The organism is Dyadobacter sp. UC 10 (genome assembly GCF_008369915.1).
GTDB lineage: Bacteria > Bacteroidota > Bacteroidia > Cytophagales > Spirosomataceae > Dyadobacter.
Genome location: NZ_VSRN01000001.1, coordinates 1,880,757 through 1,893,274, shown reverse-complemented (window position 1 = coordinate 1,893,274; position 12,518 = coordinate 1,880,757). Strand labels below are relative to the sequence as shown.

Below are 12,518 nucleotides of genomic sequence, written 5' to 3'. Positions count from 1 at the left end.
TAGAATGGTAAGCAACACAAATACTGTGCCAATTTCTCCAAATATTTTTCAAACAAGCCCCTTCGGCTATTTAATGGGGCTTCTGACTTTTTTGCAACTTATCCTGTCACTACCTGTCACTGCGCAATGGAAGATCACAAATATTAAAAAAGATGTCAATATGCGGGCAGTGCATACGGTAACTCCCACGATCTGCTGGATAGGTGGCTCCAAGGGGACAATGCTGAAAACAAGCAACGGCGGGAAGATGTGGACTACTTATAAAGTCCCCGGTGCCGACTCACTGGATTTTCGTGATGTACACGCTATTAACAAGAACACTTTGGTAGCAATGAGTGCAGGAGAAGCCGAAAAAGGGCAGGCTAAAATTTACCGGACAGAAGATGGCGGAGAAAGCTGGAATCTTGTGTACCAAACTACACAAAATGGGGTTTTTCTGGATGGAATCGACTTTTGGGATAAAAACAGAGGGATTTGCCTGGGCGATCCGATTGACGGAAAACTATTCATACTGACTACCGACGATGGTGGCAAAAGCTGGATTGAGCTGCCCCTTGAAAAGCGGCCGGTAGCGGAGCCGGGCGAAGCCTGTTTCGCGGCGAGTGGCACTTCGATTATGGCATTTGGGAAAAGTAATGTGTATATCGGAACCGGAGGTTCAAAAATGGCGAGGGTGTTCAGGTCGGACGATTTTGGGCGAACCTGGAAAGTGTCTGCAACGCCGCTACCTGCCGGGCCCACGAGCGGCATTTTTGGATTAAGGTTTTGGTCAAATAGAAATGGGATTGCGGTAGGAGGGGACTATAAGAAAACAACCGACTCAACCCGCAATGTACTGCTTACCAAAGACGGAGGAGTAACCTGGACACTTTCTAAGATGACGGTTCCGGCTGGCTTGAAAGAATGCGTCGCATTATACCAAAAAACCGATGCAATATGGACGGGGGAAACACAGCTTCGTGCCGATGACTACGCGCTTGTGGCTACCGGCCCTTCTGGCAGCAGTTATTCAATAGACCGTGGTAAATCGTGGCGCTCGCTCGGCAAAGAAGGGTTTCACGCCGTGAGTTTTGCAGGGAATGTAGGTTACGGCGTAGGAGCCAGCGGCCTGATCGGTAAAATTGAAAAAATTTCAATGAAAAAGAGGAAGCGTAAGTTGGCAATAGTGGAGGAGTAAGGGCGTAACTACACTAAATCCGGTCAATAAGCTCCTTCACAATTCTGATCTCCCGGCCGGCAAGGTGGTCTGCAATTGCGGCTGCATGATCGCGGCCATTTTCAATAAAAATTTTCTCAGTAAATACCCCCGCCATCACGGTGCCGCACAGGTAAAGTCCGGGCACATTGGTTTCGAAATTTTCAGAGTTGAATGTAGGAACCTTGGTTACCGGATTTAAGATCACGCCGCATCTGGCAAGCAAATGTTCGTCAGGCAGATAGCCCACTAGCAGGAACACGAAATCGGCAGAAAGCCACTCCGTCTCGCCGGTTTCGAGGTTCCTGATCAGCATTCTGCCCGGCTCAATAGCTTCGGTTACGCTATTGAAGCGCGTGTGGATCCTGCCTTCCTTTACCCGGTTTTTTACGTCTGGTACCAGCCAGTATTTCACTTTCGTCCTGAAATCGGCCTCTTTGTGCACGATTGTTACGCGTGCGTCGTGGCGATATAGTTCCAGTGCCGCTTCCACCGAGGAATTGGAGCCGCCGACTAAAACTACATTGGTGTATGAATATTTGAATGGCTCATCATAGTAATGCGAAACGTGCGGCAGGTTTTCGCCCGGCACATTCAGTAGCCTCGGCACATCAAAATAGCCGGTAGCGAGCACTACATTTTTAGATTGGAAGATCTGTCCGTCATTTGTGTAAGTAAGAAAAGTGCCGTCAGGCTGCTTCTCGGCGCGGTCCACATCTACAAACAGTCTGAAATTCAGATTGTAGTATCCTGCAACTTTACGATAATATTGAAGCGCTTCATTACGGTTGGCCTTCACTTCCGAAATAGCAAAGGGTATCCCGCCGATCTCAATGTTCTCAGCGGTCGAAAAAAAGCGCATCCGTCTCGGATAATTCCTGATCGATTCTGTCAGGTTTCCCTTTTCCAGAATCAGATAGTCCATGCCGTTTTTGGCCAGTTCCACTCCCATCGCCAGCCCGCAAGGTCCGCCGCCGATCACTATGACATCGTAGATGTGCATTACCTGATTACGTTTTAAACTTTTTCTAACCTCTCGCAGCCAGCACGGCGGCGCTATTCATTTTAACCAGCCAAATCACATATTGGTTTCTGAACTTTGTAAATTCGCTCACGGTTAAAAATAAGCGATATTCCGCAGCAAATTGGAAAACGACCTCGGTACTTTTACGAACAATCTGAACAAATGGGGCAGGGAGGGAACCCCGTTTGTGTTTCTTGTGGATTACAAGATGCAGAAGCCCGTTGCGTGGAAGCTGCCGGATATTGATTCATCTGAAATTCTTTTCGATCTCAATGGATTTACCAACGCTAAGCGCCGGGTAGCCGGATTTTCAGGAGATATTTATTTTAATAAATCACCCATTTCTTTTGCAGAGTACGAGCCCAGGTTTGACCATGTGATCAGCAATATCCGGGCGGGCAATTCTTTTCTGCTCAACCTGTCGGTCCCCACGCCGGTAAAAACCAATCTTACTTTGCGGGAAATTTTCGAAAACAGCGACGCGCCTTATCGGTTTTGGCTGAAAGACCAGTTTGTCTGTTTTTCTCCAGAAATATTCGTCAGGATCAGCGGGAACCGCATTGCGTCTTTTCCGATGAAAGGTACCATTGACGCGTCGGTACCTGATGCTGAGCATGTGATTTTGTCCGATTTCAAGGAGGCGGCGGAACACGCTACGATCGTGGACCTGATCCGGAACGATTTGAGTATGGTGGCGAAAAAAGTCTGGGTGGATCGGTACAGGTATATTGATAGAGTGCAGGCTTACGATAAGACCTTGTTGCAGGTGAGCTCAGAGGTTGCTGGTATTTTGCCTGACGATTTCCATGGTAATTATGGAGATTTATTGCTCCGGTTGCTGCCAGCCGGATCCATCACCGGTGCCCCGAAACCAAGTACTTTGAAAATCATTGAAGAGGCCGAAGGTTATGAAAGAGGCTATTACACTGGGATCATGGGTTATTTTGACGGAACAAATTTTGAAAGTGCGGTGATGATCCGTTTTATAGAGAATCAGAATGGCAGCCTCGTTTTCAAAAGCGGTGGCGGGATTACTGCACTCAGCAATGCACAAAGTGAGTATCAGGAGTTAATAAATAAGGTATATCTTCCATTTAATCCTATTGCGCATGTTGTGTATTGAGACAATCTGCGTCGAAAACCGTGAGCTGAAAAATCTGACCTACCACGAAGCCAGGCTCAACAGGACGCGCAGTGAACTTTTTGGTTATCAGGATCAATGGAAATTGGCTGAGATGATCGGGATTCCGGATTCTATTGATAATGCTATTCATAAATGCAGGCTTGCGTATGACCAGGATATCGATAATATCAGATGGGAACCTTACGTGCAGCGGCACATTGGAAAGCTTCGGAGAGTATATGATAATGGCGTAGATTACAGCTACAAATACGATCAGCGTGACGAGCTGAACACACTTTTTGCACAGCGCGAGGATGCCGATGATATATTGATCATTAAAAACGGCTGGGTAACCGACTCTTTTTATTGCAACGTGGCATTCGGTGACGGAACCGGTTGGTACACACCCAGTACCTATCTGTTACCTGGCACGCAAAGAGCGTTTTTGATCGATCAGGGAATTATTCAGGTGCGTGAAATTTCCGAGACCGATATCTTTACATTCGATTCTGTGAAGCTATTCAATGCAATGATCAGCTGGGAAAAAGCGCCTGTAATTGACGTGCGGATGATAGACTGATTAAAGAGCGAAAGCAAGACAATTATTTTTTTAACTTTTTCTGCGCAAAATGACCTCTTTTTTTGAGGAAGAAACCACACTCTTTGCTGATTTGATTTTGCCGGTTCCGGTGCCTTCGCTTTTTACGTACAGGGTACCGCGGGAAATAAGCGGGCTTGTGAAAGTGGGCGCACGCGTGATCGTTCAGTTTGGTAAAAAAAGAGTGATCACGGCGGTTATTGCAAAAATACATACAATGCCCCCACAGCAATATCAGGCTAAGTATATACTGGAACTGCTTGATGAACAGCCCATTGTTACCGGCAAGCAACTTGAACTGTTTAAGTGGGTTTCGGAATATTACCTCTGCAATATCGGCGAGGTATTGAATGTAGCATTGCCAGCCGGATTGAAAATCACGAGCCAGTCGAGGATCCAGCTTAACCCCGAGTTCGAATACGAGGATCTGCTTACTGACCAGGAGGCGATCGTGGTGGAGGAGATAAAAAAGCACCAGACACTTTCGTACGAAGAGGTAGAGCGGCTGCTGCAAAAATCAAACATTACTTCGATCATCAAATCCCTGGTTGGCAAACGGGCTGTGATCCTTTACGAAGAAGTGAAGGAGCGGTACAAGCCGAAAGTTGTCAAAAAGATCAGGCTTACAAGCGCGTACCTGAGTAATGAGGCACTTTCCGCATTGGCCGGATCGCTGGAAAAAAATCAGAAACAGCAGGATATTTTACTTAAATACCTGAGTTACATACCCGTTTACAACAATCCCGATCTGAACCAAAAGGGTTTGGACAAATCTGTTTTCGGCGGAGACGATTCCATTTCCGCTTCCTCTTTAAATACCTTGATCAAAAAAGGGATCTTCGAGCAGTTTGAGATATTTATTTCCAGGTTCGAAGAAATCCCGGCCGGTAATATGGCCACTATTTCTTTAACCGAAACCCAAACAGAAGCTGCACGACAGATACAGGAGTATTTTAAACAGAAAGAAGTGGTACTGCTGCACGGAATCACGGGCAGCGGAAAAACCGAAGTGTACATTGACCTGATCAGACAAGTGCTGGAAAGCGGCTCGCAGGTACTTTTTCTGTTGCCCGAGATCGCATTGACAACGCAGATTGTGGTACGGTTAAAAAAGGTGTTCGGCGATGTCATGGGAATATATCATTCTAAATTCTCTGACAATGAACGTGTTGAGGTTTGGAAAGGTATTCTCGATGGCAAGTTTCAGTTTGTAGTCGGCGTGCGCTCTGCCATATTTCTGCCGTTTGATAATCTGGGGTTGATAATCGTAGACGAAGAGCACGAATCCTCTTATAAACAACACGATCCCGCGCCGCGCTATAATGCACGCGACGTGGCGGTGATTATGTCTTATATGCACAGCGGTAAAACGCTCCTGGGCTCTGCAACTCCTTCATTGGAAAGTTATTACCATGCTTTGAGCGGCAGGTACGGGCTGGTGGAAATGAAGCAGCGTTTCGGAAATGCAGCATTGCCGACATTTGAACTCATTGATATAAAAAAGGAGAAAAAGCAGAAGAAGATGAAAAATGAATTTTCTTCTGTGTTGATTGAACATTTGCAGCATAACCTCAAACACAAGGAGCAAACCATTCTTTTTCAGAACCGCCGAGGGTATTCGCCCTATATGCAATGCGAGGAATGCAACTGGATTTCTGAATGCGCGAATTGTGATGTAAGCCTGACTTACCACATGAAAGCCAGGGAGTTGCGTTGTCACTATTGCGGACATAAAGAGGAAGTACCGCGAACCTGCCCCAACTGCGGTTCTCCGAAAGTGAGGACGATCGGGTTCGGTACGGAAAAGATCGAGGATGAAATTAACCTGATGTTTCCCGAAGCGCGGGTGCAGCGGATGGATATGGATACTACGCGCGCGAAGAATGCATACCAGCAGATCATTCAGGATTTTGAGGTAGGTGGGATAGATATTTTAGTTGGTACCCAGATGGTCAGCAAGGGTTTGGATTTTGATAATGTAAGTATCGTAGGCATATTCGACGCTGACAGAATGATCCATTTCCCCGAATTCCGTGCGACCGAAAGGGCTTTTCAGATGCTCACGCAAGTGAGCGGGAGAGCGGGCAGGCGGGCCGATAAACCTGGAAAAGTACTGATCCAGACAGCAAATCCGGGGCAGAAGTTGCTGGAAAGGGTCATCCAAAATGATTATGAGGGAATGTACGAATCAGAAATTGCAGAACGTGAAAAATACAATTATCCACCGTTTTCCAGATTGATTAAGGTAACTGTAAAGCATATCGATGAGTCAACTGCAAACCGCGCCGCAAAGGTACTGGCCGAAAAACTGGCTGGAAATCTGGGTTTGAGCCGGGTTTTGGGACCTCAACCGCCACTCGTGGAAAGAGTAAGAAATCTGTTTTTGTTCGACATTCTCATCAAACTTGAGCGAGAAAAGATTAATTTTAAGGCGGCAAAGTCATTTATACAGGAAAAAGTAATTGACACATTGACCGATAAAACTTTGAAAAGCATCCAGGTCGTGATCGACGTGGACTGTTTATAAAAATCATTTCTTACTGCAAAATCCCCTATGTCTTCCAAAAAAACCAGAATTGTTGCAACAGTAGGTCCGGCCTCAGAAACAAAAGAAACTTTATATGCACTAGCAAAAGCCGGAGTAAACGTATTTCGCCTTAATTTTTCTCACGGAACCCACGCCGACCATCTTGCAAGACTAAATACGATCAGGGAGATCAATGAAGAATATGGACTGAATCTCGCGATCCTGCAAGATTTACAGGGACCTAAAATCCGCATTGGTCTCGTGGCTGAAAAGGACGGAGTTTTGATCGAGCCGGGGAAGAAGCTGATACTGTCTAATACAGAAGTATTGGGAACCGCCGAAAAGGTAAGTACTCCTTACGATGGAATGTACAATGATGTCAAAATTGGCGATCGTATCCTGATGGATGATGGAAAGCTGGAAGTGCTGGTAACGGGACTTGATGGGAGCGACGTGGTAACAGAAGTTATTTACGGAGGCTATCTTAAGTCTAAAAAAGGGGTTAACCTGCCAAATACCAGAGTTTCGATGCCTTCTGTAACTACTAAAGACTACGAAGATCTTGATTTTGGACTTGAAAATGATGTGGAGTGGGTTGCCTTATCGTTTGTACGTACTGCGGCGGAGATCATCAAGGTAAAAGAATACATTGCTAATAAAGGCAAAACAGCGCGACTGGTTGCGAAAATTGAAAAGCCGGAAGCGATCGTCAACATCGACGAAATCATTGAAGCGACTGACGCGATCATGGTAGCCCGTGGCGACCTGGGCGTTGAGCTTCCTGCTGAGGAAGTTCCGATGATCCAGAAAATGATCGTGGACAAATGTAATAAAGCCGGTAAACCGGTAATTGTTGCTACTCAAATGCTGGAAAGCATGATCGACAGCCCACGTGCAACCCGCGCCGAGCTGAATGACGTTGCTAACTCGGTATTGGATGGGGCTGACGCAGTGATGTTGAGCGCTGAAACTGCATCAGGTAAATATCCGATCCTTGCGGTTGAAAGCATGACGCGCACGATTGAAAAAGTGGAATCTTCTACCAACAGCATTTATTTCAGACATCACGCATTTGTGAACGAAAGCCCGGGTACTTTCAAGCTGAATGATAATGTGGTGATGAGCGCCTGCCGTTTGGCACGTGATACACAGGCTTCGGCGATTATCGGGATTACCCGGTCGGGCTACACTTCCTTCCGCCTGTCTCACCACCGACCGAAGGCGAGTTTGATCATTTTTACATCCAACAAAGTGTTAATGAACCAACTGGCACTTTATTGGGGTACGAAAGTTTATTTCTACGACCGCGATCAGGACGTTTCAACAGACGATCTGATCGAGGATATCAAGACATTCCTTGTTGAAAAAGGTGAATTACAGAAGGGGGATGTATTTATCAATACCCTCAGTATGCCGGTTTCGAGACAACGCAAAACGAATACTGTGAAACTAAGTGTGGTGGAGTAATCGTTCGAAATTTAATGTGAAGAGACTGCCCTGGACCGGGCAGTCTCTTTTTGTTAGTGTACTTTTGAAAAAGCATCGATCGCGATATAATTATCTGCCCCGTCCCCACTCATTTTATAAATTGTCGTCTCAGGCTCTAAAAGACTAAGAACCAATTTGAGGTAATTGATTGAAATATAGGAACCGGGCAGCAGGAATTTTTTGATTACATTCTCTGTAAATTCTTTATTTAACAAATCCTGTGGGGAAGAAATGACGAAACAAGTTCTGCTGTCGACCAGATAGTGAATCTCCTCTCGGAAATTATTGTGATTTAATATACAGACAGTCCCTTCCTTTGACTTCTTATCCAGCAGGAAGAGATAATAGTTCATTGGCTTTTCAAAAAAGAATAACCGGCAGAGATATTCAGAACATTCCTCGAAAAGCGCATTGTAATCCGCATCAATTCCAGGTCCATGGAAAGCATATTGTGTGCATCCTATATTCAATGCCACTTTCCTTTCATGTTCTGTAATGGGAGTAGCAGGGTAGAACGAGTTGCCGGATGTGTAGAGGTATAGATTTTCAGCGAGGATATTTTGATAGTGGTGTATTTGCATTTGGTGAACGGTTTTGAATTGCTCAATTATGTCGGTGTATGGATATTTGAGAGGGCTCAATTTCATTAAATACGACCTTGCTATTATACAAATTACGATTCACCGCATTCCGGGTATTCTGAGGTAAAGCACGATCCGGGGATAGCTCTATAGCAAACGGATTATTATCCGTTTGCTGCAAAGTACTTCCAAGTTCATTAAAAACAACGCGCACATTGCCGAGATGGTCTTTCAGGAAATAATCAAACCTCAGCGTATCGCCGCTCCGAACTACCTGGCCTTCGGTGGTATGAACGCGTTTGACGACATTATTCTTATCATATTCAAACCGCCCCGCATATTTGATATGCACCGTATCCGCCGCATTTACCGCATAGTATTTGTGCTTCGTTCCGCTGGCGTCGTAATCGTAGAGTTTGCCGGCAACTCGTGTAGTAAAGTGTGATTTTTGACAAGCGCCCCCTGAACCGCATGCAGGAAGTTTCCAAAATCTCCCATGCTGACCGCAGACAGATTTTTTATGGTTATTGATACACTCATTAGGGATTTTAATGCCAAAAGGCAGTATGCCGTATAACAAACCAGGCTCCGGATAGGAGCCTGGTTTGTTAGTTTAGGGGATACAAATTACTTGTCGGTCTCATTTGATAATAACTTCATTTTCATATTTTCCGCTACTTGTTTCCCTTTAAGTGCTAACATTATTCTTGAAGACGGCAAGCCAAAAGGATAGGATTTGTTGTCATTAAAAACTATCGAATACAAATTAAGGTATGGCCTTAGTGGCTTTACTGTCAACAGTTCATCCTTTGGATAGTGTATTTCTCCCATGATATTTTGAATTACTATTTCGCTGGAGTTATATTTTACCGTTGAAAAACGTGACAAAAAATAAGTATTTAACAATCCTATTAATCCAAGGAAAATTTTTACTATGTACTTCTCGTCCTCCCAAAAATATGAAATTATCAATAGTAGGGAACAAATAACTGGAAGGCAAATAGTCAATCTTATTTGCAAAACAGAGCCTTTGGTGCTTATATATTTGTATTTCATGGTTCTTTACTTTGTGGTATTTTAAATTTAATTCCAAAATCGAAAAAGTTTGCATCTACTACTATACCTGCACCCGCTTTATATGACGAATTGATGCCAACTTGAACGGACGATTGTCCAGTAAGTTTATCTGTTTCATACTTACCATAGATTGCGAAAGTGGGAATTGGCAATGCGGCCGCAACTTGAACTTCTGAACTTACTTCGCCTGAAGCTTTGCCACTGGAATTTAGTTGATATTCCATTTTAGCACCACCGCCCACACCTGCCGCATAATCAACGCCATGAGAAACTGTCATTGCCTTTCTGCCTTTTTCATCTGGCTTGGTAACATAATCTAGGCTGACTTTTCCTTTTTCCTTAGTATCATATGAAGCCTCTCCCTTTACCAATCGTATAGAAGCAGCATTCATGTCTCCGCCAACTCCTTCACCTATCTTCAGGGCTACTCTTGACCCTGCCGTAACTTCAACACTACTTTTTCCATATACGCTTGCATTCTTTGTCAAGTAGTTTTTTGTCGCATTAAATAACTTTTTAAAATCATCACAAATAGGGCAATCCCCGTTTGGATCAGAATATCTAATCGGGCTATTCCAGCCATACTGATAAACGCTTAATTGCTCCTGACTTTTTGTGACCGGATCCACTTGCATGAACCTGCCAATAGTCGGATCGTAAAAGCGTCTCGACAGATCAATATACCCAGTTGCAACCTGTGTTTCCTTGCCCAGGAAGTTATAACGATTAACACCATTCCGCGCATTCTGTGGCATGGCCCCATCCCGGGATATCTCCAATCCAAACGGATAATAATCCGTTTTTTGCAAAGTGCTCCCCAGCTCATTAAAAACAACCCTAACATTGCCCAGATGGTCTTTCAGGAAATAATCAAACCGAAATGTATCGTGCGGTGCGGACGACTCTTATTGAAAATTGTTTCTTGTTGTTTTGGCTCGTTGATAAAATGCTCAGCAACAAGAAGTTTAAGGAATTATTTAATCAAAATGTGGTGGCGTTATAAGTACAAGAAGCCCCGGATTGGCTTAACCCGGGGCATGAGACTCAATGCTTCAAAAATTTTAAATCATTTTTCAGGCGAATATGCTTCTGTTAGATAAAATTAGAATGGATTGAAATCTCCATTGGAATAGATATAGACTGCTAGTGTAAGAATAGCAATACAAAGTGACAGCCATTTTAATTGCTTCACTCTTAATGCAATAAATAGAACATGACACAGAATAAAAATAAATACAACGCCTACAATATCGATAATTGTTAACCTCTCCGAAACGGTAAAGTAACCTTGATGAGTCAAAACCAACAAAATCAAATATGAAATTAGCCAAAATGCATTTATTATGACATGAATATATTTTTTCATTTGTTCCAGTTAGCAAAGTTGAAGGCTTTGTAAATTAGGCGTTCTTGTTTTGAAAAATTAAAGGTTGTGGATCCTCTGCTAATATTCCTCCAAGTATCTGTTTGCCTGTTATAGGTCCCTGTTTGTATTGAAGTTCCTAAATAACGCATAGAGCTTGGATCGCCAGATCCCCAAACTCTTTGTGCAGGCAAAATGTCTGTGAAATTCCCCTGCTTAATTAACAAACTGTTCCCGTCATTACTTCTTCCCATTATCATTTGAACATGGTGGGCCCTGCCGGTGCTTTGTTTCACATTCAAAAGCATTGAACCCGTATTTGCATCCTTGGGGTTGACGGAAACGGTATTTTTACCGTTTTGAAAATCTGGGGCTCCGGAAGTTGCTTTTACGTCATGCGAAAAAGTGCTAAAGTCGGAGTATTCGGCTGATGCAGCGTCAAAACTTTTGGATTCAGTCTCCCACTGGAATGGCAGTTGATTATCTTTTGCAAAATCCATTGCCACTGAAAGACCTAAATCATCACAAGTGCACTTATCTTTTCTGGCTTCATATTTTTGAATATAAGATGCCAGCTCTTTAGTAAACTGCTTCATGAATGCCGCATTCCATTGGTTCGTTATTTTCCAGGCACTATCCCCATTCACATCAATGTTGATGACAGGGTTATTTAGTGCATATTGGTAACCAGAAACATTAGCATACTTTTCAGTAAACCTATCGACCGTTGTCATTCTTCCTATTGAAGGGTCATACGTTCTCGCTCCAAAGTCTAAATACCCAGTTTCGGATTGAAGTTCTTTTCCGTTGAATAAGTATCTATTGATGCCGTTTCTTACCGCCTGTGTCTGAATCGGACTATTCCTGTCAATCTCCAACCCAAACGGATAATAATCCGTTTTTTGCAAAGTACTGCCTAGCTCATTAAATACAACCCGCACATTGCCGAGATGGTCTTTCAAAAAATAATCGAAACGCAGCGTGTCGCCGCTCGGGACTAGCTGGCCTTGATACGTGATTTAAATGCCAAAAGGTCATATGCTGTATAACAGAACAGGCTTTGGTTCCGGAGCCTGTTCTGTTATACAATAAGTTTGTAAGTATCAATAGTAAATTACATTATAATGCGTAACTACAATGATCCTATCCATTACTGGGAAGAATATACCAATAGCTTCATCAGACACACTAAACCAAATATCCTCCCAATATTTTAGCAAATAGCTTAGATCAAACTTGTCCATGTCACCAGGATAATTCCAGATAACAAATACCTCTGAGTCATTTTGTAGTGCTAAATCTTGAAAAACAGCCTCTATTTCAAGAGAAGTGTCAACGCCATCATATTCTTTTTTATAGGACAACTTCTTTAGTAAAACTTTAAAGAAATTGCCATTGATGGAGTTATTTATACCATATCGCTGCTCCAAAAAACCATTTAAAAATAGCATTTCGCTATTAGATATTGGTTGACAGGAGATATGAGCGTTATGTTCTTGGAAAAACAGTTCTTTTTTAAAATGTTCCATGACTTTAACCAAA

Annotated in this window: 11 protein-coding genes; 5 read left to right on the top strand and 6 right to left on the bottom strand. The window is 43.5% G+C overall.

Annotated elements, in window-relative coordinates; translation table 11 throughout:
* Positions 1-4: 4 nt before the first annotated feature.
* Positions 5-1,177 carry a WD40/YVTN/BNR-like repeat-containing protein gene (locus tag FXO21_RS07545; RefSeq protein WP_225865607.1) on the top strand — a complete coding sequence of 391 codons (1,173 nt, stop codon included), beginning with the start codon at positions 5-7 and terminating at the stop codon, positions 1,175-1,177.
* Between the two features lie 13 nt (positions 1,178-1,190).
* Here FXO21_RS07545 and FXO21_RS07540 read toward each other — a convergent pair whose 3' ends face one another.
* Positions 1,191-2,198 carry a YpdA family putative bacillithiol disulfide reductase gene (locus tag FXO21_RS07540; protein WP_149639518.1) on the bottom strand — a complete coding sequence of 336 codons (1,008 nt, stop codon included), beginning with the start codon at positions 2,196-2,198 and terminating at the stop codon, positions 1,191-1,193.
* Between the two features lie 142 nt (positions 2,199-2,340).
* Between FXO21_RS07540 and FXO21_RS07535 the strand changes: the two genes are divergently transcribed.
* The 4 genes from FXO21_RS07535 to pyk are packed head-to-tail and all read left to right on the top strand — an operon-like array spanning position 2,341 to position 7,934.
* Positions 2,341-3,342, top strand: coding sequence for an aminodeoxychorismate synthase component I (locus FXO21_RS07535; RefSeq protein ID WP_192579184.1), 1,002 nt, complete (start codon positions 2,341-2,343; stop codon positions 3,340-3,342).
* Complete coding sequence (locus tag FXO21_RS07530) at positions 3,329-3,922, top strand: aminotransferase class IV (protein ID WP_149639517.1); 594 nt, start codon at positions 3,329-3,331, stop codon at positions 3,920-3,922. Before FXO21_RS07535 ends, FXO21_RS07530 begins: the two co-directional genes overlap by 14 nt.
* A gap of 49 nt (positions 3,923-3,971) precedes the next feature.
* Positions 3,972-6,467 (top strand): replication restart helicase PriA, encoded by a 2,496-nt coding sequence (gene priA, locus FXO21_RS07525; RefSeq protein ID WP_149639516.1) that lies wholly within the window; start codon positions 3,972-3,974, stop codon positions 6,465-6,467.
* A 27-nt stretch (positions 6,468-6,494) separates the two neighbouring features.
* Positions 6,495-7,934 carry a pyruvate kinase gene (gene pyk, locus FXO21_RS07520; protein WP_149639515.1) on the top strand — a complete coding sequence of 480 codons (1,440 nt, stop codon included), beginning with the start codon at positions 6,495-6,497 and terminating at the stop codon, positions 7,932-7,934.
* Positions 7,935-7,987: 53 nt separating this feature from the next.
* On the opposite strand, the gene FXO21_RS07515 is transcribed toward pyk, so the two are convergent.
* The 5 genes from FXO21_RS07515 to FXO21_RS07495 all read right to left on the bottom strand — a co-directional run bounded on the left by FXO21_RS07515 (position 7,988) and on the right by FXO21_RS07495 (position 12,505).
* Entirely contained in the window at positions 7,988-8,536 is a 549-nt protein-coding gene (locus FXO21_RS07515) for a hypothetical protein (RefSeq protein ID WP_149639514.1), read from the bottom strand.
* Between the two features lie 22 nt (positions 8,537-8,558).
* A complete protein-coding gene (locus FXO21_RS07510; protein WP_149639513.1) occupies positions 8,559-9,116 on the bottom strand; it encodes a hypothetical protein in 558 nt (185 codons plus the stop codon).
* A 472-nt stretch (positions 9,117-9,588) separates the two neighbouring features.
* Positions 9,589-10,422: an RHS repeat-associated core domain-containing protein gene (locus FXO21_RS07505; RefSeq protein WP_149639512.1), complete on the bottom strand. Its 834-nt coding sequence runs from the start codon at positions 10,420-10,422 to the stop codon at positions 9,589-9,591.
* A 553-nt stretch (positions 10,423-10,975) separates the two neighbouring features.
* Positions 10,976-11,938, bottom strand: a complete 963-nt coding sequence (locus FXO21_RS07500) for an RHS repeat domain-containing protein (RefSeq protein WP_192579183.1) — start codon at positions 11,936-11,938, stop codon at positions 10,976-10,978.
* A gap of 141 nt (positions 11,939-12,079) precedes the next feature.
* Positions 12,080-12,505, bottom strand: a complete 426-nt coding sequence (locus FXO21_RS07495; RefSeq protein WP_149639510.1) for a hypothetical protein — start codon at positions 12,503-12,505, stop codon at positions 12,080-12,082.
* Positions 12,506-12,518: the final 13 nt, after the last annotated feature.

Bases quoted from the DNA above. Each gene is read 5' to 3' on its own strand.
- pyk (WP_149639515.1), top strand. From the start codon at position 6,495: ATGTCTTCCAAAAAAACCAGAATTGTTGCAACAGTAGGTCCGGCCTCA.
- FXO21_RS07530 (WP_149639517.1), top strand. From the start codon at position 3,329: ATGTTGTGTATTGAGACAATCTGCGTCGAAAACCGTGAGCTGAAAAAT.
- FXO21_RS07515 (WP_149639514.1), bottom strand. From the start codon at position 8,536: ATGCAAATACACCACTATCAAAATATCCTCGCTGAAAATCTATACCTC.
- FXO21_RS07540 (WP_149639518.1), bottom strand. From the start codon at position 2,198: ATGCACATCTACGATGTCATAGTGATCGGCGGCGGACCTTGCGGGCTG.
- FXO21_RS07545 (WP_225865607.1), top strand. From the start codon at position 5: ATGGTAAGCAACACAAATACTGTGCCAATTTCTCCAAATATTTTTCAA.
- priA (WP_149639516.1), top strand. From the start codon at position 3,972: ATGACCTCTTTTTTTGAGGAAGAAACCACACTCTTTGCTGATTTGATT.
- FXO21_RS07495 (WP_149639510.1), bottom strand. From the start codon at position 12,505: ATGGAACATTTTAAAAAAGAACTGTTTTTCCAAGAACATAACGCTCAT.